Here is a 19,279-nt window from a genome sequence, read left to right as displayed (position 1 = left end):
GCTTTGACATGATCTACCCGCTTACAGGACTATTTTTGGGCGCACTGTTAGGGGCGTTCCAGGCCAAACGGCGGGGCGGCACTGTCAAAGATCTTTTGCAATGGGCGGTCGTGTTCGCAATCATCTTTGGGCTGGTCGGTCTTTTCGCCCTGATCTTCATTGAACGCAGCTATTTCGCGCCCTGATGTTCCTGCCCTTCTTTGACAATCTGCGCAAACAGGGGATTCCCGTCTCATTGCGCGAATTTCTGTCATTTCTCGAAGGGATGAAGGCCGGGCTGGCCACCTATGATATCGAAGCGTTCTACTTTCTGGCGCGCACGATCATGGTCAAGGATGAACGGCATCTGGATAAATTCGACCGGGCCTTTGCCGCCAGTTTTGAAGGGCTTGATCAGATCCCAGATGATGCCGTCCTGAACGCTGTCGACATCCCTGCGGACTGGCTGGAAAAACTGGCTGAAAAACATCTTAGCGATGCCGAAAAGGCTCAGATTGAGGCCATGGGCGGTTTTGACAAGCTGATGGAAACGCTCAAAAAACGGTTGGAAGAACAAAAGGATCGCCATCAAGGCGGATCAAAATGGGTGGGCACCGCCGGCACATCACCTTTCGGCGCCTATGGCTATAACCCCGAAGGTGTAAGGATCGGGCAAAAGGAAAGCCGCCACCAGCGCGCGGTCAAGGTCTGGGACAAACGTGAATTCCGCAATCTTGACGACACGGTTGAGCTGGGGACGCGCAATATCAAGGTCGCCCTGAAAAGGCTGCGCCGCTGGGCACGCGATGGCGCTGCAGAGGAACTGGACCTGAACGGGACAATCCGTGCCACAGCCGAACATGGTTATCTTGACGTGCAAACGCGCCCCGAGCGGCGCAATGCGGTCAAGGTGCTGCTGTTTCTTGATATCGGCGGCTCAATGGATCCGCATATCAAAGTGGTGGAAGAGCTGTTCAGCGCCGCCAAATCCGAATTCAAGCATTTTGAATATTTTTACTTCCACAACTGCCTTTACGAAGGGGTCTGGAAAGACAACCGGCGCCGCTGGGATGCGCAGACCGCCACATGGGACGTGTTGCGCACCTATGGGCCAGATTACAAATGCATCTTCGTCGGCGATGCCAGCATGTCCCCTTATGAAATCGCCTATCGCGGCGGGGCAAACGAACATTGGAATGAAGAAACCGGGCAAACTTGGCTGATGCGCGCGCGCGATCAATGGCCCGACCATTTATGGATCAACCCGCTTGATGAACGTTATTGGCCCTACACCCAATCCATCGCCATGATCCAAGAGATTTTTGGCGCTGATCGGATGGTCCCGATGACTTTATCAGGTATCGACGCCGGAATGCGGCTCTTGGGGCGTTAAAGGCGGCAGGCATCTGATGACAAATATGGGGCGCGTGATTAAAGATCTTTGGCAGCATAACAGATTGGCCCTATTGGCCTTCGGGATTGCGCTTTGTGCTTTTGGCTTTTTCGGGATCAAAACCGCCAGCCACGTGATCTATTGGGCGGACCCTGCGCATCAGGACCAGCCGCTCGCCGCATGGATGACACCGCGCTATGTCGGGCAGTCACACCAAGTACCGCCCGAAGTGGTCAAAGAGGCGTTCTTTTTGGCCGCTGATGGCCCTCCACGGCGTATTTCGATAGGGACGATTGCAGCCGAGCAGGACATGACAATCGCCCAATTGCAGGAACGTCTTGATGGGATCGTTGCCGCATGGCGGGCCGCAAATCCGGGCCGTGGCGGATGAGCGAATATATCCTGACATTGGCCGCCGATTTCGGCGTCCCGCTTTTGTTTTGCGTCACCTTGCTCAGCTGCCTTGCATTGCCGGTGCCCTCATCGCTGCTCATGCTGGCCTCTGGCGGGTTTGCAGCAACCGGTGACTTGTCACTGTGGGCCGTTGCGGCAGCGGCCTTTTGCGGGGCGGTGATCGGGGACAATCTAGGCTATTGGATCGCGCGGCGCCTTGGTGATCGGCTGAGCGATTGGTTGGCAGCCCACCCCAAACGGGCCAAGCTACGCGACAGATCCGAAGGGTTTATGGCCAAATGGGGTGGCTCCAGCGTGTTTTTCTCGTGCTGGCTGGTCGCGCCACTGGGTCCCTACATCAACTATGTCAGCGGCTTATCAAAATTCCACTGGCCACGTTTCGCCCTGTGGGGCATGGCGGGCGAGGTTTTCTGGGTCTCAATCTATGTGGGGCTGGGTTATGTATTTGCCGACCAGATCAGCGAAGTGTCCAGCCTGCTAGGCAACCTATCGGGGCTGATCGTGGCCTTTGTTGCGGTCATCGGGCTTGGCTTTTGGCTGATCAAAGCCACCAGGGCCCGCGCCAAAACGCAGACTGGCAATGCCAGCGACGGGCCCCATATCTAAGGGTATGATCAAACTTGCCCCTATCCTTTTGGCGGTCCTCTACGGATTGATAGTCTACCGGTTCTCGGTCTGGCGCACCTCGCGTGAACTGGATGAAAAATCTACGGAACTGGCTGATCCTACGCTGAAAAAGCTGACGGACCGGATGGCCCAGGCGCTCGATATCGCGCAGATCAGGGTCTATATCTACGAAATCGAACCGGTGAACGGGCTTGCCGCGCCGGACGGGCGTATCTTCATCACGCGTGGTTTTTTCGACAAATACCACCAGGGCAAAGTAACACCCGATGAAATGGCCAGCGTGATCGCGCATGAATTGGGCCATGTCGCATTGGGGCATGCACGCCGCCGGATGATCGACTTTTCGGGGCAAAATGCCATGCGCACGGCGCTTGCGATGATTTTGGGGCGGTTCATCCCCGGCGTTGGTCCCTGGATTGCGACCAAGCTCACCAGCCTCGTAGCCGCCCGCCTATCGCGGCAGGATGAGTTTGAGGCTGACGCATATGCCTCTGCTTTGCTGGTGAAGGCAGGGATCGGAACCGGGCCGCAAAAGTCGCTTTTCGAAAAACTCGAAAGCCTGACCGGCGCGCATGGTGCATCCGTTCCGGCATGGATGCTCAGTCATCCCAAAACCCCGCAACGGATCGCCGCGATTGAGGCGAATGACGCCAAGTGGCAGGCCTAAAGCACCTCAAGCGCCTTGCCAAAACGCGGCAAACGGGCTTTTTTCATCAGGGTACGGACGGTCCAGGGCCGATCTGACATTGTGTTGGCTTGCGTCAGGACAGTCGTGGCAACGCCCCGGACCTGATCCGGGGCCTCTTGCAGCAGATCACACAGAAACAGATCCGGCCCCAACCGTTCCAACATCGCATCCGCCAGAATATCGCGCGGAAAATCCTTGTGATTCATGGTCAAGATCGCATCACATGATCCCGCAGCGGCGGCAGCCAAAACATGGATATCATTTTCATCCGGCAGCCAGAATTTGCGCGCAAATTCAGGTGGGTACGATACGGTTGCATCGGGAAAACCCGCCCTTAGCGCCGCAATTTCACCTTGCGCAATTACCTCTTGCGCCGGCCCCAGCTTGACGACCGCACGCGCCCATTCATCAAGAATACGCGCCGACCAGCGCGGCGTAAAAAGTCCGACCTTCGCGCAGCCAATGACGGTTTCACGCATCACCGTCGGATAAAGAACGCAGGCGTCGATCATCACCCTCATAGACGATAGACAACCGCCTTCAGATAACCGCTCTCGGCCAAATGCGGCATCAGCGGGTGGTCCGGCCCGGCAAAGCCGGTATGGATGATCTGCCCACGGCGCCCTGCCCGGCCGATCCCGCGCGAGGATGCATTGCGAAACTTAGTCAGATCAGCGGCATGCGAACATGAGCAAAGAACAAGATACCCGCCATCGGCCACCAACGGTGCCGCCAGACGGGCGACACGTTCATAGGCGCGCAGCCCCGCATCCAGCGCGTTTTTCGATGGAGCAAATGCAGGCGGATCACAGATCACAACATCAAAGCGCTGCCCCTCGTCGCCAAGCGCCGCAAGCGTATCAAACGCATCACCTTTACGGGCCTGGAACCGCGTTTCGGCCCCCATGGCCACTGCCCCCTGGGTCGCCAGGTCCAGCGCCGGGGCCGATCCATCAACGGCCAGGGCCGAGGCCGCACCGCCTGCCAAAGCGGCCAATCCAAAACCGCCCACATGCGCGAAAACATCCAAAACGCGGGCATCTTTGGCCAGCCCGGCAACAAAGGCATGGTTCGGGCGCTGATCGTAAAACAACCCGGTTTTCTGCCCCCCCATGACATCCGCCATATAGGTCGCGCCGTTCATCGGCACCGGGATCGGTCCGTCTGGTGCGGCGCCTGCTGCGATCTCAATCTTTTCGTCTAGACCTTCTAGGCTCCGCGTGCGTCCGGTGCCGTTCATGACCACGGTCTGCACGCCCGTGACATCCTGCAGCGCCGCAACCAGCGGCCCGATCATCACATCGGCCCAGGCGGCATTAGGCTGCACAACGGCCAAATCACCAAAACGATCAATGATGACACCGGGCAGCCCGTCAGCCTCGGCATGGACGAGGCGATAAAACGGCTGGTCATACAGTCGCGCGCGATGGGCCAGGGCGCGCTGCAAACGCGCAGCAAGCCAATTTTGATCAATCACCGCATCCGCATCGCGGTCCAGCACCCGGCAGATGATCCGCGAGGCTGGATTGACGGCCACCAATCCCAGCGGCGCACGGCCAGCATCCTCAAGCCGGACAATAGTGCCCGGTGCAAGTTTGCGCGTGCGCCGATCTGTGACCAATTCATTGGCATAAACCCAAGGAAAACCGTGGCGGATCGCGCGCGCCTCTGCTTTTGGGACAAGGCGCACAACAGGCAAATCGGGTGTGGGGGAAGCGTCAGTCATACGTTCCCCCTACAAGGTCTGATCCAAACTTGGAAGAGAGCGGCCGCCCATTTACCACGCCGCTATTTCATGGGCGCGACAAGAATTGTTAGCCTAAGACAGCTCGGCCCGCAGCAGCGCTGTCAGATAGCTGGTCACGCGGACTTTTTGCGTATTTCCACCCTGCTCAAGCGCAACAGCCTGCGATCCACCCGGGGCCTTAAGGTTACCAACAACGCGCCGTGTCGGCTCAAGCAGTGTCCCGGACCGGGCATCCACAACCGTCAAATTAAAGATGATGTTGTAGTTACCCCCAACCGAATAGCGGGTGCGGTCTGTCACGCCGTGAAAACGGACCAAATCGACGCGCACGGCCACCGGTGTATCACCTGCCAGCACGGGCTCGTTGCGGGCTACGGCCTGTGTAAACATGTCCTCAATCTGCGCGATACGGTCGCCCTTGGGATCACCGCGCCACACCACATCGGCAAGCGGGTAATAGCCTTCGGCCTCTGAAACGCTCAGATCATCAGGTGCGGCAAACTGGAACGACGCCACCGAATATGATCGCTCAGCCGCGGCGGTTGATGAAGATACAGCAACAGGCGTCTGCGCCCCGCAGGCCGCCAAAACAAAGATGCCGGTCACAAGAACAAGCAGTTTTCTAATCACGATTTATCCGTCCAAACTTCATAAACCTACGCCCTAATCATTAGGTGTTTCTGGTTAACAAGGCCTTATTCTGAGACATGCTGGCAGCATTATGTCGGTTCTGCGTCAAGGTTCGCTTGTTAGCGCTAACATATCATGCTATGATGTGTAAAACGCCTTCAATGAGGATAGCCATGTCACTGAATTCAACCGTAGCGGCGGTCACCGACCGAATCCGCGCCCGGTCAGAAGCAAGCCGCGACAAATATCTTGATACAATGGCCCGCGCCGCCGCCGAAGGCCCGCGCCGCGCCCACCTGACCTGCGGCAACCAGGCCCACGCCTATGCCGCCATGGGCCAAGACAAAACGGCTTTGACCGACGCGCGCACGCCCAATATCGGGATTATCACCGCCTATAACGACATGCTGTCCGCGCATCAGCCGTTTGAGCGTTATCCAGATCAGATCCGCGCAACCGCCCGTGCAAATGGCGGAACAGCGCAGGTCGCAGGCGGTGTGCCCGCGATGTGTGACGGCGTCACCCAAGGTCAGACGGGCATGGAATTGTCGCTCTTTTCAAGGGATGTGATCGCATTGTCCGCAGGGGTGGGCCTGTCCCATAACGTCTTTGACAGTGCTGTCTATCTGGGGGTGTGTGACAAGATCGTACCGGGGCTGGTGATGGCTGCTGCGACTTTCGGCTATATCCCCAGCATCTTTATCCCAGCAGGGCCAATGGTCTCGGGCCTGCCAAATGATCAGAAGGCCAAGGTGCGCCAACAATTTGCAACCGGCGAGGTCGGGCGCGACAAACTGATGGAGGCTGAGATGGCCTCTTATCATGGGCCCGGCACCTGTACATTTTACGGCACAGCCAATTCCAACCAGATGTTGATGGAATTCATGGGGCTGCATTTGCCCGGCGCGTCTTTTGTCAATCCAGGCACGCCCCTGCGCGATGCGCTGACAGATGCAGGCACCAAACGGGCGCTTGAAATCACGGCCGTTGGGAATGATTTCCGGCCGGTCTATGAAATCCTGGATGAGCGCGCTTTTGTGAACGGAATTGTCGGATTGATGGCCACTGGCGGGTCGACCAATCTGGTTCTTCACCTGCCCGCCATGGCCAAGGCTGCCGGGATTATGCTGGATCTTGAAGACTTTAGCGATCTGTCCGCTGTCACACCGTTGATGGCGAAGGTCTATCCAAACGGGCTGGCGGATGTGAATCATTTCCACGCAGCCGGCGGGCTTGGCTTTATGATTGGCGAATTGCTCAAAGACGGGCTGTTGCATGACGACACCAAAACCGTCGCCGGTGATGGGCTGGAACTTTACACACAAGAGCCAAAGCTGACCGAGGATGGCATCACCTACGCACCAGGAGCCGGACAAACGCTGAACGATAAAATCCTGCGGCCTGCAACCGATCCTTTCCAGAAAACGGGCGGGTTGACGCAGCTGTCCGGCAATCTGGGACGGGGCGTGATCAAAACCTCAGCCGTCGCCCCCGAGCGGCATATTGTTGAGGCCCCTGCCCGGGTCTTTCATACCCAAGACGCCGTAAAAGAGGCATTCAAGGCCGGTGAATTTACCAGCGACACCATCATCGTGGTTCGTTTCCAAGGACCAAAGTCAAATGGCATGCCTGAATTGCACGGGCTGACGCCGACCCTTGCGGTTCTGCAAGACCGGGGGCTGAAGGTCGCGCTGGTGACAGACGGGCGGATGTCGGGCGCATCGGGCAAGGTGCCCTCTGCGATCCATGTCTGCCCAGAGGCCGCCGATAACGGGCCGATTGCCAAGCTGCAGGATGGGGATATCGTCCGTCTTGACGCGACCACTGGAACAATCGAGGTGCTTGGCGTAGATATCGACGCACGCGCGCCAGCCACGGCTGACCTCAGCGGCAATGGAAACGGTGTTGGCCGTGAATTGTTCGAGGTCTTCCGCCAGAATGTCGGGCTTGCCGCGGACGGTGCCGGGGTCGTTGTGTGACCCCGGCCGTGAAACACAGTTGAACTTAGGATCCTTTTCCCATGACCCCACAAGACGCCTCAACCGCTGCCGCTAAAATCTGCCTGATGGCACCTGTTGTTCCTGTGCTTGTCGTTGATGACGCAAGCCTGGCAGGCGATCTGGCACAGGCGCTGATCACCGGCGGTTTGCCCGCGTTGGAGGTGACGCTGCGCACCCCTGCGGCGCTTGATGTTATTCGGGAAATGGCCAAAGTGCCCGGCGGCGTTGTCGGCGCAGGCACGCTTTTGACACCCAAAGATGTGGAAAACGCCAAAGAGGCAGGGGCGACCTTTGGTGTCTCGCCCGGGGCGACCGATATCTTGCTCCAGGCTTGCGAGGCCAACGACATGCCCCTGCTGCCCGGCACTGCCACGGCAACAGAAGCGATGCGCCTGCTAGAGCGGGGTTATACCGTGCAAAAATTCTTCCCGGCCGAGGCCAATGGCGGCGTTGCGGCCCTCAAAGGGATCGGCGCGCCAATCCCGCAGGTCAAATTCTGCCCAACCGGCGGGATCGACCTGAAAAAGGCCAGCGATTATCTGGCGCTGAGCAATACGCTCTGCGTGGGTGGGTCTTGGGTGGCGCCCAAGGACATGGTGAATGCCAAAGACTGGGCAGGCATCACGGCACTGGCCAAAGAGGCAGCGGCGCTCAACTAAGGCGGATGCGCATCGAAGCCCCATCGGCGAAAACTTGATCAAGCACGGGCGTCTATCCAATGGCGCCTATGCGGCGGCGCGTTTGATCGCCTAGAGTTGTGCTAAAGACCTGCCAGCGCGCGCAGGGACGATCGGGGGAATTTGCAATGAAATCGGCGTTATCCAAACTCTTTTCGGCTGCTTTCTGCATGATCGCGGGCACACCGGTTTTGGCGCAAGAAAACCTTCATATCTTAGGCAGTGATGCGCCAAACCTGCTTTATGGTCGCTATACCGTGCTGGATACCCACCCGGACTGTGCGGCCCCCGACCAATTGGCCTTTCAGATACCGATTGAGGCATCCAACCTTGACTATGTCGCGCTGGACAGCGCGAATAATCTCGTTTGGGGGAACAACAATGATAAAATTGAGACGCTGCATCAGTGTTACGTCACCGAAAGGATCGGCACCGAGATACGCAGGACGCCCGTCCGCTGCAGCCAAGCATCGACACAGCCGCTGACCCAAGCCTACGATCCGGCGGCGATCTCTGTTGGGGTAAATGGCACGGTGACGGCCTGTCTGTCGCCGACCAATCTGGCTTTGGTCGATGCGGATTGGACGGTCAATGTCACGCATGACACCGTAACGCATCGCGAAAGCGGCACGGGTATTACGCCCGTTGTCAGCGCAAACAATGACGTATCCTCGCAAGGGGATGCAGGCGGTCGGACCCGGTTCCGCATCCACGAAGATTTTTTCACCTACGCGCTTTGGTGGCAGGAAATCGAAGAAAACAATCCATTTGCGACATCGTTTGAAGGGATCGATGCGCTATCTGTAGAAGCGCAATGTATCCCCCTGTCACGCGACACCGCCGATATTGGCGCGGATTTCGTCGGGTTCCAAACATGGTTTGCGATTGTGGATGATCACTTTGATCAATGCAGCGGACCGCAATGCCCCGGTACAGAAATGCTCCGCTACAACATTCGCTGGGCCATGACGCAAGACTGCGATCCAATCTAGGTCAGGACCCTGTCAGGCCTGCATTCGTCCCTTCCGGCCGCCGCGCCGTTTGGCGGGGGCCGTATCGGTAAGTGCGGCACGGAGCGTGGCAAGCATCGGGTGATCGGCAGGTTGATCCGCATAAGCAGCCAGAAGCGCCGTCACCGCAGCCCCGGTATCAGCCGTTTGGGGCAGCCCCAACGCCCAATCCAGAAAGATCGTCCGACATTCAGGCGCGGTGATCCCCTCCATCCGAAAGGATTCTCGGATCAGCCCTTTGGGGTCATGCATGTCGGTCATGATATCTGCCCTTTCAACATTTTCGCGATAATGCCATCAGCCGCCCCGTGCGCGTGCTCCAATCGCGCGCGCAGGTCTTGCAAATCATGCGCGCCTGTCTCACGCAAGATAAAACGTCTGCCCCCCTCGCCCACAGCATCGGGATCAAGCGTCGCGCCGGTCAGAAGGCTGGTTGCAGCCTGCATTTTCCAAAGCAAATCAGCGGCATCGGTCAAAGTGTCAGCATCGTCGGGCGTCAGCCAGCCGGCCGCGCGACCGGCTGCGATCTGCGCAGCCGCGTCGCGGGCGGGCGTACATGCGCGCAGGGCGGCAGTTTGGGCCAAAAGCTCAATATCCTGCAAACGGCCTGGCCCCGTTTTGGCATCCCACGGGCCTTGCGCCGGTTTTGCATCGGCCAGACGGGCACGCATATCAGCAACATCGGCCAAGATCGTGGCGCCATCTGATTTGCTGGCCAGCAGCGTCTGCCGAAACTGCTCAATCTCATCCATCAATGTCGCATCACCCGCAATAGAGCGGCCACGCGTCAGGGCCAGATGTTCCCAGGTCCAGGCCTGATTTTGTTGATAATCGCGGAAAGCGTCAAAGGAGGTGGCGACAGGACCCTGACGCCCGGATGGGCGCAAGCGCATGTCGACCTCATACAGGCGGCCCTCTGACATTGGGGCGCTCAGGGCTGTGACCAATGCCTGGGTCAACCGGGCGAAATAAGGCCGGGTCGCAAGGGGGCGGCGCCCGTCAGAGCTCTCGATACCCGCTGCGTCATACACCATGATCAGATCAAGATCCGATCCCGCGTTCAAACGGCCTGCACCCAACGACCCCATGCCTAAGATAACACCGCCGCGCCCCGGCATCGGCCCATGTTTGCGGGCAAATTCATGCACGACAACAGGCCAAACGCCTACAAGTACAGCCTCGGCCAATTGCGCATATTGCGCGCCCGCATCCTCGGCCGAGATCAGACCGCGCAGATGATGCACACCAATGCGGAAATGCCATTCTTTGGCCCAGCGGCGGGCGGCGACCAGCTTATCCTCATAATCGTCCAGCGGATCGAGTGCGGCCTGTATTGCTTCCGTCAAAACCGGCAGGCCCGGCCAATCGGCAAAGAAGGTACCGCCCAGAACCGCGTCCAGCACGCCTGCGTTGCGCGACAGATATTGCGATAGCGCCGGGGCCGTCGCGGCAATATCGACGATCAGCTGGGTCAACTGCGGGTTTGCCTCAAACAAGGAAAACAGCTGCACACCCGCAGGCAGGCCCGACAGAAACTGGTCGAACTGGGCCAACGCCTCATCCGGGCGGGCGGCCTCTTGCAGGCGGGTCATGATTTCGGGGGTCAACCGGTCAAAAATCTCAGTTGCGCGGGCCGATCGCAAGGCGGGGTAACTGTGCCAACGGGCAATCACATCAGCACCCCAAGCGGTCGGGATGGGTTCTGCAGGTTCAGGGGCAAAGAAGCCTTCGGTCAGTTCATGCACACCCGTTAGGCGGGCCGTCAAATCAGAACAAAGCGTTGCACGTTCCAGGCCCATAAACGCCGCCAAACGGTCAAAACCGGCCTCATCTTGGGGCAGATCATGGGTCTGGGCGTCGTTGACCATCTGGACACGATGCTCAATCTCACGATGAAAAACATAGTGATCATAAAGCGTTGCAGCCACATCTTCAGGCACCCAGCCTGCTGCGGCGACGCGGGACAGCCCCTCTTTGGTGGTGCGCACGCGCAGGCTGGGATCACGGCCGCCAGCGATCAACTGGCGGGTCTGGGTAAAGAACTCAATCTCGCGAATGCCGCCGCGCCCCAGCTTCATATTGTGACCTTCCAAGGTCAACGGACCGCCCAGACCCTTGTGATGGCGGATCTTCAGACGCATGTCATGGGCATCTTGGATCGCGGCAAAGTCCAGATGCTTGCGCCAAACAAAAGGGGACAGCGTTTCCAAAAAACGCGCGCCTGCCGCCAAATCACCCGCGCAGGCCCGCGCCTTGATATAAGCAGCCCGTTCCCATGTGCGGCCAACACTTTCATAGTAACGCTCGGCCGCTTCCATCGACAGACAAACAGGCGTGACTGAGGCATCAGGGCGCAAGCGCAGATCGGTCCGAAACACATAGCCGCCCTTTGTGACATCGGACAGCATGCTGGCCATGCGGCGGGTCGCACGGATAAAGGCGGCACGTATATCGTGATAATCATCGGGGTCAAAACGGGTTTCGTCGAAAAGACAAATCAGATCGATGTCGGATGAATAATTCAGCTCGCCCGCGCCCATCTTGCCCATGGCCAGCACAACCATACCGCCGCAATCTTGCGGATCATCGCTGGGCGGCAGCTTGCCACGCGCGACCTCAGCCGCGACCAAGGCTGACAAGCTGCTTTGGACCGCCGCATCGGCAAAATCGGTCAGGATTTGTGTGACCTGCTCCAGCGGCCAAACGCCGCCCAGATCAGCAAGGGCTGTGATCAACGCGATACGGCGCTTGGCCTGTCGCAGCTCTTGCGGCAAAGCATCAGGCGCAATCTGCGGCAGATCGCGCAAAACGGTGGAAACGGCGGCAATCGGATCATCCAGCGCACCGGGCAGCCACGCGGCCTCGGCCTGAATAAGACCCGCCAGATAAGGGCTACATCCCGCCGTACCGGTGATCAATGCCGCAAGATCGCCCTGCAACGCAGGCACAGATTGCAAAACATCCTGCCCGCGATCAGGGTCATAAGGCCGGGGACAACGGGTCATGGCAGAGGCAAAATTCATAGATCGCAATGTGATCGGCTCTTGCGGTCTGGTCAATCGCCCAGCGCCGTGTAGGCTGCGGCAAAACCAAAAGGCATCGTCATGAGCAAAAGTCTAAAACGGGTCAGCAAAGCACTGGCGGAGGCGGGGCTGAATATCACGCCGCTGGAAATGGAGGCCGAGACGCGCACAGCACAACAAGCGGCCGATGCGGCTGGCTGCGCGCTGGACCAAATCGCCAAATCGGTGATTTTCGCGGGGCAAAGCAGCGGCCAAGCGATCCTGTTTATCACAGCAGGCGGCAATCAGGTGGATAGCGACAAAGCCAGCACCGTTGCGGGTGAACCCCTGGGCAAGGCTGATGCGGCCCTGATCCGGGCGCAAACCGGATTTGCGATTGGCGGGGTGTCCCCTGTCGGGCACCTTAATCCGATCCGGGCCTTTATCGATCCACGGCTGCTGGAATTTGATGAAATCTTCGCGGCAGCAGGCACACCGCGGCATATTTTCCCGATTGCACCCGATAAATTACTGGCAATATCAGGCGCGCAAGTATCTGATTTTACGCGACTTTCAAAATAAATGTAAAAAACATTTACATTATGCCTTGAAGGAGCGGCCCAATGTTCCGATATCTGTTAATGTGAAAAGCATTCACATAATTTTTGACAAACAGATAAGGAGCCCAAAATGAACACCGCCACGTCCCATTCCCCAATGGCCTTTGAGACCCGCCCCGGATTTTTCGGCCGTGCCGAGGCATGGCTTGATGAGCGCGGCAAAGGCGCATGGATTGCCGCCATGGTCCTGGGCTTCATCTTCGTCTGGCCCGTCGGCCTTGCCCTTCTCGCTTATATGATCTGGAGCAAACGCATGTTCAATTCTTCCTGCACCGCCATGACCCGCAGCCGGACGCGCCATATGTCCAAAACATCCGGGAACAGCGCCTTTGACGCCTATAAGGTTGAAACGCTGCGCCGCCTGGAGGAAGAGCAGGACAAGTTCGAAGCCTTCCTGGAACGCCTGCGCGAAGCCAAAGACAAGGCAGAGTTTGATCAGTTCATGAACGAGCGGGCCAACCGCAACGATCAAGACGACACTGATCCAAGCAACGCAGCGGCGTAACGCAATCTGGCAGCCCGTAAGGGCACGCCAAACGCCCTGCCCGATCAGGTGACCGGTTCCCCACAGGCCACCTGATCAACCATTTGCCGACAATTAAACAGTCGTCAGACGATCATCGGCATCGCTGAACCACAGACGCTGTCATGACATCCACCTAGCATCATCACATCTCCGATACTGCCGCTGCATTGATTGAGCGAGCGATGCATGGCCACATGGGAACCAGTATCAGGCGTAATGACAAGTTTATGTCGCATCGCTGCAAACTCCCGCAGTTTCAAACGGCATGCAACCGGCATCCAATTAGCAAGACCAAAGCGCAGCACAGCCATAGATTGTATCAAATCGTCCCTTTCTACGTTAACTCTGGGTTAAAGCTGGGGCTTGGCGAGCCGGGTTTGCATTGCTAAGCTCAACCAAACCAAACGGATTATTCGATGCGCCACACGCTTCCTATTGCACCGCAGTTCTATGTAACTGCACCGCAACCATGCCCTTATCTTGAGGGGCGGATGGAGCGTAAACTGTTCACGGCCCTGCAGGGCGACATGGCGACAAAATTGAATGATGCGCTGTCCAAGCAAGGGTTTCGACGCTCGCAAAATGTCCTTTATCGGCCATCTTGCGCGGAATGCTCGGCCTGTATGTCCGCCCGGATCGACGTGTCGAAATTCAGCCCCGGGCGCAGCCAGCGGCGCATTTTGAAACGGGCTGGCCATTTAGCGCGGCGCGCAACCTCGCCTTGGGCCACCGAAGAGCAATATGCGCTGTTTCGTGAATATCTGGACGGGCGGCACGCAACCGGGGGTATGGCGGACATGGATATGTTCGAATTTGCCGCCATGGTCGAAGAAACGCCCATCCGCTCGCGCCTGATCGAATATAACGAAGGGGCAGCATTACGTGCCGTCTGCCTGACCGACATCCTCGATGATGGCTTGTCGATGGTTTATTCCTTCTTTGAACCAACGCTCGAACGGCTATCGCTGGGGACGTATATCATCCTCGATCACATCGCGATTGCGCAGGAATTGGACCTGCCTTACGTCTATTTAGGCTATTGGGTGCCCGGCAGCCCCAAGATGGATTACAAAGCCAAGTTCAAAGGGCTTGAGGTCTACCGCAACGGCGCTTGGAATCCCCTTGGCGACCCCAGCGCCTATGATGCCGATGTGCACCCGCTTTCAACCGATCCGATCGCCGAACAGGTGGCCCGGATCAACCTGCCTGACGGGCGCAGCTAGGGGCCGACATGATCCCTAAATGGCTCGCAAGCCTGACAGCCATTTTCATCATTAGCATTAGCGCGGCTTCCGCCCAAACCCGCGAAATTGCGGTGACCATCGATGATCTGCCCTTTGTGCGCTACGGCGGCACGACGTCCGAACAGGGGCTTGTACAAGTCAACGCAATCAACGCAGCCTTGGCGGCGCATGATATCCGCGCCACCGGATTTGTGATCGGCAATCAGATCAATCGCAATACCGCGCCCATCCTGAATAGCTTTGCGGCGGCAGGGCATCGCATCGGCAATCACAGCTGGTCCCATCCCAGCTACGATGAACTGACACGCCGGGCCTTTCGGCGCGAAACCCGGCGCACGCACCGGGCCTTGGCGCCATGGATCGACACGCCCCTGCTCTACCGGTTTCCCTATCTGCACGAAGGTGAAACACCACAGACGAAACAGGCCGCCGAAGAGGTGCTGGCGGCGCTTGGCTACACCAATGTCCCCGTGACCATCGACAATGATGAGTGGCGGTTCAACGCAGATTACGTAGACGCGCTGACCGCGGGCGACACCGATCTCGCCCAGGCGATTGCGGAGGACTATCTCGAGCATATGCGCGAACGCACCGCCCATTTCCAGGCCTTGGGCCATCAAGCGCTTGGCCGGGACGTCAAACATATTCTGCTGTTGCATCTCAATCAGATCAACGCAGACCATTTAGGGACCCTGCTGGATTGGTATGCCGATAACGGCTGGGTCTTCATTACCGTGCAAGAGGCTTTGACCGACCCGCTTTACAGCGCACCTGATCTGTACGCAGGCGCGCGCGGGCTATCGCAGATCGAACGGGTCATGGGGCAGCAAAGCGACTGACATCACAACAAATTCAAACCAGATGCCAGACGCTTGCCGCTATGGCCCGCCTGCCTACATAGACAACAACGCAATTCACAAAACCGGAGCAGCCGATGACGGACAATCCTGAATATACCCCGCCCAAAGTTTGGACCTGGGACGCCGAAAGCGGCGGTAAGTTTGCCAGCATCAACCGGCCCATCGCCGGACCAACCCATGACAAAGAGTTGCCCAAAGGCGCACATCCTTTGCAGCTATATTCACTTGCAACGCCCAATGGGGTCAAAGTGACTGTGATGCTCGAAGAACTGCTCGCGGCTGGGCATGACGCCGAATATGACGCCTGGCTGATCAATATCCAGGAAGGTGATCAATTCGGCAGCGGCTTTGTGGACATCAACCCGAACTCCAAGATCCCTGCGCTGATGGATCACGACACCGGATCACGGGTGTTCGAAAGCGGGGCGATCTTGCTCTACCTTGCGGAAAAATTCGGGGCCTTCCTGCCATCAGGCGGCCAAGCGCGGACGGAAACGCTCAACTGGCTTTTCTGGCTGCAAGGCAGCGCGCCCTATCTGGGCGGGGGCTTCGGCCATTTCTACGCCTATGCGCCCGAGAAATTCGAATACCCGATCAACCGTTTCGCGATGGAGGCCAAGCGGCAACTTGACGTGCTCGACAGACGGCTGGCCGAGGCGCCTTATTTGGGCGGTGACGATTATTCTATCGCCGATATGGCGACCGCACCCTGGTACGGCGCCTTGGTCAAGGGGCTGCTTTATGATGCAGCGACATTCCTCGATGTGGACTCCTACACCCATGTGAACAGATGGGCAGACGCGGTCATGTCACGGCCCGCCTATCAACGGGGCAAAATGGTGAACCGGGCATGGGGCGACGAGGCCGAGCAATTGCGCGAACGGCACGCAGCCAGCGATTTCGACTCGCGAACCTGGGACAAGATCAAACCGGCAGGTGACGATACGTAACCTTACATTCCGCGCTCAAAAAACCGGCAATCCTGGGTTGAACGCCTCGGATTGCCCCTAAATTCGCACAGCCACTGGCGCGAATTCGCCGATAATCTCAATGACTTGGTTAATCTGTTGCGACAATTTGCCCGCTGCGTCCAATAGACATGTGACGCAGCTATTCAGTCCACTCCGAATAAGCTGCAGGACGAAGACTGATCCGTGTGGGGCGGGTCCAACGATAGTGAGACCGGCGCATGCAAATGACCGAAATAATGACCGCCCTGACCAGCGAACCTGAACAAATGATGCGGGCGGTATTGCGGATTTTCCACTTTATCGGGATCACATTGGGGCTTGGGGCCGCCACCCTGCTGGACCTGATGATCATACGTTTCTTCATCGGCCGGGCGATGACCGCGCAAAGCGTCGAGGTCTTTGAATTTCTCTCAAGCCTGGTCTCCATCGGACTAAAGCTGCTATGGCTGACCGGCTTTGGGTTCCTGTGGTATTACTGGATGTATGAACCGGTGAAACTGGGCAATGAAAAGGTCTGGGCCAAGATGGTGATCGTCGGCATCCTGACGATCAACGGGGCGTTCATACATAAAACCGTCCTGCCATTCATGAGCGGGCAAATCGGGCGGCGCATGCTTGAAGGGGTCCCGCTGGGCAAAAAACTGTGGTTTGTGACCACCGGTATGATCTCATTTGTGTCCTGGTACGGGCCGTTAGTGATCGCCAATGTCCCGCAACTGAACTTTCAGGTGCCGATGATCCAAATCCTGATCGTCTATGCGATGGTTTTGGCAGTAATCATGCTGCTTGCGCATCTCATCCTCTTTGGCAGTGAAATCGCCAGCCTTTGGCGGAACCGATTTTACCGACACGGGCGTATCTGAATCGCGCGGTATCCGAACCGCGCACTCGGAAATAAAGTTGCAAAAAGCAGCCTCAAGACGACATTTTCTGCATTTGGGCGGTTGACCCCTGCAAGACCGCCCATTACTGTCACTCGCAGCAAAGGAACTCTGATGAAAAACGTCGTACTAATTGTGGATGAAACGCGCATGGGCCGGTAACGGTAAGACCATAACGATCCCATGCGCCCCCGACATCCTCGGGGGTTTTTTTGTGACTGATGCAACCTGAAACGCGAAGGACGCGAGTAAAATGACAAATGCCATGACGGGCGCAAAAATGGTGGTGCAAGCTCTGATCGATCAGGGCGTGGACGTCGTCTTTGGATATCCCGGTGGCGCCGTCCTACCGATCTATGACGAGATCTTTCAGCAAAACCACATCCAGCACGTTTTGGTGCGCCACGAACAAGGCGCGGTGCATGCCGCCGAAGGATACGCCCGGGCAACCGGCAAACCCGGCGTTGCACTGGTAACATCCGGCCCCGGGGCAACCAATGCGGTCACCGGGCTGACCGATGCGCTGATGGACAGCATCCCGATCATCGTGCTGACCGGTCAGGTGCCCACATTCATGATCGGCTCGGACGCATTCCAAGAGGCCGACACCGTTGGCATCACCCGCCCCTGCACCAAACATAACTGGCTGGTCAAGGAAACCGACAAGCTGGCCCCCACCCTGCATGAGGCGTTCCATATCGCCACATCTGGCCGCCCTGGCCCCGTGGTTATCGACATTCCCAAGGACGTGCAGTTCGCCACGGGCACTTACACGCAGGCGCGCGATGTCGAAACCCATTACAACCCGCCGGTCAAAGGCGACATAGAGATGATCACAGAACTGGCCAAAGCCATGGAAACGGCGAAAAAGCCGATCTTCTATACAGGCGGCGGCGTGATCAACTCAGGGCCCGCCGCGTCGCAATTGCTGCGCGAACTGGTGGCCGCCACCGGCTTTCCGATCACCTCAACCCTGATGGGGCTGGGCTGCTATCCGGCCTCTGGCGACAATTGGATCGGCATGCTGGGCATGCACGGGCTGTACGAGGCGAATATGGCCATGCATGACTGCGATCTGATGATCAACATCGGCGCGCGGTTTGACGACCGGATCACCGGGCGGCTGGATGCGTTCAGCCCGAACTCGACCAAGGCGCATATCGATATCGATCCGTCTTCGATCAACAAGGTGATCAAGGTCGATATCCCGATTCTGGGCGACGTGGCCCATGTGCTCGAGGACTTGCTGAACGTCTGGAAATCCCGCGGCCGCAAAACCGATAAAGAGGCCGTCGGCCAATGGTGGCACCAGATCAACGATTGGAAAAAGGTCGATTGCCTGTCCTACAAACAGGAAGGCAAGATCATCAAACCGCAATATGCTTTGCAGCGGCTTGAGGAACTGACCAAAAAGCACGACCGCTACATCTGCACCGAAGTGGGCCAGCACCAAATGTGGGCCGCGCAATATCTGGGGTTTGAAGACCCCAACCGCTGGATGACCTCCGGTGGGCTCGGGACCATGGGCTACGGCTTCCCCGCCTCTATCGGCGTGCAAATGGGGCATCCCGATGCGCTGGTGATCAACGTCGCGGGAGAGGCCTCGTGGCTGATGAACATGCAGGAACTGGGCACGGCAATGCAGTACCGCCTGCCCGTCAAACAGTTCATCCTGAACAACGAACGCTTGGGCATGGTGCGGCAATGGCAGGAACTGCTGCACGGGGAACGCTACTCTTCCAGCTGGTCCGAAAGCCTGCCCGATTTCGTCAAACTGGCCGAGGCTTTTGGGGCCAAGGGCATCCAATGCCACGACCCTGACACGCTGGATGATGCAATCATGGAGATGATCACCCACGACGGGCCGGTCCTGTTCGATTGTCTGGTCGAAAAGCACGAAAACTGCTTCCCGATGATCCCTTCAGGCAAGGCACATAACGAAATGCTGCTGGGCGCAGATGCCGATACGGCAAACGCCATTCAGGCGGGCGGTGCGGTGTTGGTCTAACG

General features: G+C 57.9%; 21 protein-coding genes. 15 read left to right on the top strand and 6 right to left on the bottom strand.

The window, feature by feature from the left end; all coding sequences use genetic code 11:
• Positions 1 to 8: 8 nt before the first annotated feature.
• From AABB29_RS14085 to AABB29_RS14065, 5 genes are read left to right on the top strand one after another with little or no spacing between them, the layout of a single operon-like run.
• Positions 9 to 185 (top strand): hypothetical protein, encoded by a 177-nt coding sequence (locus AABB29_RS14085; protein ID WP_341366307.1) that lies wholly within the window; start codon positions 9 to 11, stop codon positions 183 to 185.
• On the top strand, positions 185 to 1,372 hold the full coding sequence (locus AABB29_RS14080; protein ID WP_341366308.1) for a VWA domain-containing protein: 1,188 nt from the start codon (positions 185 to 187) through the stop codon (positions 1,370 to 1,372). The genes AABB29_RS14085 and AABB29_RS14080 overlap by 1 nt, the downstream gene beginning before the upstream one ends.
• Positions 1,373 to 1,388: 16 nt before the next feature.
• Positions 1,389 to 1,763, top strand: a complete 375-nt coding sequence (locus AABB29_RS14075) for a hypothetical protein (protein WP_341366309.1) — start codon at positions 1,389 to 1,391, stop codon at positions 1,761 to 1,763.
• Entirely contained in the window at positions 1,760 to 2,392 is a 633-nt protein-coding gene (locus tag AABB29_RS14070) for a DedA family protein (RefSeq protein ID WP_341366310.1), read from the top strand. Before AABB29_RS14075 ends, AABB29_RS14070 begins: the two co-directional genes overlap by 4 nt.
• Before the next feature lie 4 nt (positions 2,393 to 2,396).
• A complete protein-coding gene (locus tag AABB29_RS14065; protein ID WP_341366311.1) occupies positions 2,397 to 3,080 on the top strand; it encodes a M48 family metallopeptidase in 684 nt (227 codons plus the stop codon).
• On the opposite strand, the gene AABB29_RS14060 is transcribed toward AABB29_RS14065, so the two are convergent.
• The 3 genes from AABB29_RS14060 to AABB29_RS14050 all read right to left on the bottom strand — a co-directional run bounded on the left by AABB29_RS14060 (position 3,077) and on the right by AABB29_RS14050 (position 5,478).
• Positions 3,077 to 3,622 (bottom strand): RSP_2648 family PIN domain-containing protein, encoded by a 546-nt coding sequence (locus AABB29_RS14060; protein ID WP_341366312.1) that lies wholly within the window; start codon positions 3,620 to 3,622, stop codon positions 3,077 to 3,079. The genes AABB29_RS14065 and AABB29_RS14060 overlap by 4 nt on opposite strands.
• Entirely contained in the window at positions 3,619 to 4,827 is a 1,209-nt protein-coding gene (locus tag AABB29_RS14055; RefSeq protein ID WP_341366313.1) for an RSP_2647 family RNA methyltransferase, read from the bottom strand. Before AABB29_RS14055 ends, AABB29_RS14060 begins: the two co-directional genes overlap by 4 nt.
• Before the next feature lie 93 nt (positions 4,828 to 4,920).
• A complete protein-coding gene (locus tag AABB29_RS14050) occupies positions 4,921 to 5,478 on the bottom strand; it encodes a DUF6778 family protein (RefSeq protein WP_341366314.1) in 558 nt (185 codons plus the stop codon).
• A gap of 173 nt (positions 5,479 to 5,651) precedes the next feature.
• On the opposite strand from AABB29_RS14050, the gene edd reads away from it, so the two are divergent.
• The 3 genes from edd (at position 5,652) to AABB29_RS14035 (ending at position 9,147) form a co-directional block, all read left to right on the top strand.
• Positions 5,652 to 7,457, top strand: a complete 1,806-nt coding sequence (edd, locus tag AABB29_RS14045) for a phosphogluconate dehydratase (RefSeq protein WP_341366315.1) — start codon at positions 5,652 to 5,654, stop codon at positions 7,455 to 7,457.
• 41 nt (positions 7,458 to 7,498) lie between these two features.
• On the top strand, positions 7,499 to 8,137 hold the full coding sequence (gene eda / locus AABB29_RS14040; RefSeq protein WP_341366316.1) for a bifunctional 4-hydroxy-2-oxoglutarate aldolase/2-dehydro-3-deoxy-phosphogluconate aldolase: 639 nt from the start codon (positions 7,499 to 7,501) through the stop codon (positions 8,135 to 8,137).
• Positions 8,138 to 8,283: 146 nt separating this feature from the next.
• Positions 8,284 to 9,147, top strand: coding sequence for a hypothetical protein (locus AABB29_RS14035; RefSeq protein WP_341366317.1), 864 nt, complete (start codon positions 8,284 to 8,286; stop codon positions 9,145 to 9,147).
• A gap of 12 nt (positions 9,148 to 9,159) precedes the next feature.
• Here AABB29_RS14035 and AABB29_RS14030 read toward each other — a convergent pair whose 3' ends face one another.
• Positions 9,160 to 9,426: a hypothetical protein gene (locus AABB29_RS14030; protein WP_341366318.1), complete on the bottom strand. Its 267-nt coding sequence runs from the start codon at positions 9,424 to 9,426 to the stop codon at positions 9,160 to 9,162.
• The gene (locus AABB29_RS14025) at positions 9,423 to 12,188 is read right to left on the bottom strand and encodes a glutamine-synthetase adenylyltransferase (RefSeq protein WP_341369087.1); all 2,766 of its coding nucleotides are present in this window, start codon (positions 12,186 to 12,188) and stop codon (positions 9,423 to 9,425) included. Before AABB29_RS14025 ends, AABB29_RS14030 begins: the two co-directional genes overlap by 4 nt.
• An 81-nt stretch (positions 12,189 to 12,269) precedes the next feature.
• On the opposite strand from AABB29_RS14025, the gene AABB29_RS14020 reads away from it, so the two are divergent.
• The gene (locus AABB29_RS14020; RefSeq protein WP_341366319.1) at positions 12,270 to 12,749 is read left to right on the top strand and encodes a YbaK/EbsC family protein; all 480 of its coding nucleotides are present in this window, start codon (positions 12,270 to 12,272) and stop codon (positions 12,747 to 12,749) included.
• A gap of 108 nt (positions 12,750 to 12,857) precedes the next feature.
• Positions 12,858 to 13,292 carry a DUF2852 domain-containing protein gene (locus tag AABB29_RS14015; RefSeq protein ID WP_341366320.1) on the top strand — a complete coding sequence of 145 codons (435 nt, stop codon included), beginning with the start codon at positions 12,858 to 12,860 and terminating at the stop codon, positions 13,290 to 13,292.
• A 104-nt stretch (positions 13,293 to 13,396) separates the two neighbouring features.
• Here AABB29_RS14015 and AABB29_RS14010 read toward each other — a convergent pair whose 3' ends face one another.
• Positions 13,397 to 13,624 carry a hypothetical protein gene (locus AABB29_RS14010; protein ID WP_341366321.1) on the bottom strand — a complete coding sequence of 76 codons (228 nt, stop codon included), beginning with the start codon at positions 13,622 to 13,624 and terminating at the stop codon, positions 13,397 to 13,399.
• 105 nt (positions 13,625 to 13,729) lie between these two features.
• On the opposite strand from AABB29_RS14010, the gene AABB29_RS14005 reads away from it, so the two are divergent.
• The 5 genes from AABB29_RS14005 (at position 13,730) to AABB29_RS13985 (ending at position 19,277) form a co-directional block, all read left to right on the top strand.
• On the top strand, positions 13,730 to 14,536 hold the full coding sequence (locus tag AABB29_RS14005; protein WP_341366322.1) for an arginyltransferase: 807 nt from the start codon (positions 13,730 to 13,732) through the stop codon (positions 14,534 to 14,536).
• Between the two features lie 8 nt (positions 14,537 to 14,544).
• Positions 14,545 to 15,396, top strand: a complete 852-nt coding sequence (locus AABB29_RS14000) for a polysaccharide deacetylase family protein (protein WP_373636580.1) — start codon at positions 14,545 to 14,547, stop codon at positions 15,394 to 15,396.
• Between the two features lie 95 nt (positions 15,397 to 15,491).
• Entirely contained in the window at positions 15,492 to 16,367 is an 876-nt protein-coding gene (gene yghU / locus AABB29_RS13995) for a glutathione-dependent disulfide-bond oxidoreductase (RefSeq protein ID WP_341366324.1), read from the top strand.
• Positions 16,368 to 16,624: 257 nt separating this feature from the next.
• The gene (locus AABB29_RS13990; RefSeq protein WP_341366325.1) at positions 16,625 to 17,251 is read left to right on the top strand and encodes a hypothetical protein; all 627 of its coding nucleotides are present in this window, start codon (positions 16,625 to 16,627) and stop codon (positions 17,249 to 17,251) included.
• Between the two features lie 271 nt (positions 17,252 to 17,522).
• Entirely contained in the window at positions 17,523 to 19,277 is a 1,755-nt protein-coding gene (locus AABB29_RS13985; RefSeq protein WP_341366326.1) for an acetolactate synthase 3 large subunit, read from the top strand.
• The last annotated feature ends 2 nt before the right edge of the window (positions 19,278 to 19,279 follow it).

The organism is Yoonia sp. BS5-3 (genome assembly GCF_038069655.2).
GTDB classification, from domain to species: Bacteria; Pseudomonadota; Alphaproteobacteria; order Rhodobacterales; family Rhodobacteraceae; genus Yoonia; species Yoonia phaeophyticola.
The sequence above is the reverse complement of the archived record's forward strand: the minus strand, read 5'-3'. Positions and strand labels throughout refer to the sequence as shown.

What these genes read in the sequence shown, in the direction of transcription:
- AABB29_RS14085 (WP_341366307.1), top strand. Translation starts at nt 9, where the DNA reads ATGATCTACCCGCTTACAGGACTATTTTTGGGCGCACTGTTAGGGGCG.
- AABB29_RS14080 (WP_341366308.1), top strand. Translation starts at nt 185, where the DNA reads ATGTTCCTGCCCTTCTTTGACAATCTGCGCAAACAGGGGATTCCCGTC.
- AABB29_RS14075 (WP_341366309.1), top strand. Translation starts at nt 1,389, where the DNA reads ATGACAAATATGGGGCGCGTGATTAAAGATCTTTGGCAGCATAACAGA.
- AABB29_RS14070 (WP_341366310.1), top strand. Translation starts at nt 1,760, where the DNA reads ATGAGCGAATATATCCTGACATTGGCCGCCGATTTCGGCGTCCCGCTT.
- AABB29_RS14065 (WP_341366311.1), top strand. Translation starts at nt 2,397, where the DNA reads ATGATCAAACTTGCCCCTATCCTTTTGGCGGTCCTCTACGGATTGATA.
- AABB29_RS14060 (WP_341366312.1), bottom strand. Translation starts at nt 3,622, where the DNA reads ATGAGGGTGATGATCGACGCCTGCGTTCTTTATCCGACGGTGATGCGT.
- AABB29_RS14055 (WP_341366313.1), bottom strand. Translation starts at nt 4,827, where the DNA reads ATGACTGACGCTTCCCCCACACCCGATTTGCCTGTTGTGCGCCTTGTC.
- edd (WP_341366315.1), top strand. Translation starts at nt 5,652, where the DNA reads ATGTCACTGAATTCAACCGTAGCGGCGGTCACCGACCGAATCCGCGCC.
- eda (WP_341366316.1), top strand. Translation starts at nt 7,499, where the DNA reads ATGACCCCACAAGACGCCTCAACCGCTGCCGCTAAAATCTGCCTGATG.
- AABB29_RS14035 (WP_341366317.1), top strand. Translation starts at nt 8,284, where the DNA reads ATGAAATCGGCGTTATCCAAACTCTTTTCGGCTGCTTTCTGCATGATC.
- AABB29_RS14030 (WP_341366318.1), bottom strand. Translation starts at nt 9,426, where the DNA reads ATGACCGACATGCATGACCCCAAAGGGCTGATCCGAGAATCCTTTCGG.
- AABB29_RS14025 (WP_341369087.1), bottom strand. Translation starts at nt 12,188, where the DNA reads ATGAATTTTGCCTCTGCCATGACCCGTTGTCCCCGGCCTTATGACCCT.
- AABB29_RS14020 (WP_341366319.1), top strand. Translation starts at nt 12,270, where the DNA reads ATGAGCAAAAGTCTAAAACGGGTCAGCAAAGCACTGGCGGAGGCGGGG.
- AABB29_RS14015 (WP_341366320.1), top strand. Translation starts at nt 12,858, where the DNA reads ATGAACACCGCCACGTCCCATTCCCCAATGGCCTTTGAGACCCGCCCC.
- AABB29_RS14010 (WP_341366321.1), bottom strand. Translation starts at nt 13,624, where the DNA reads ATGGCTGTGCTGCGCTTTGGTCTTGCTAATTGGATGCCGGTTGCATGC.
- AABB29_RS14005 (WP_341366322.1), top strand. Translation starts at nt 13,730, where the DNA reads ATGCGCCACACGCTTCCTATTGCACCGCAGTTCTATGTAACTGCACCG.
- AABB29_RS14000 (WP_373636580.1), top strand. Translation starts at nt 14,545, where the DNA reads ATGATCCCTAAATGGCTCGCAAGCCTGACAGCCATTTTCATCATTAGC.
- yghU (WP_341366324.1), top strand. Translation starts at nt 15,492, where the DNA reads ATGACGGACAATCCTGAATATACCCCGCCCAAAGTTTGGACCTGGGAC.
- AABB29_RS13990 (WP_341366325.1), top strand. Translation starts at nt 16,625, where the DNA reads ATGACCGCCCTGACCAGCGAACCTGAACAAATGATGCGGGCGGTATTG.
- AABB29_RS13985 (WP_341366326.1), top strand. Translation starts at nt 17,523, where the DNA reads ATGACAAATGCCATGACGGGCGCAAAAATGGTGGTGCAAGCTCTGATC.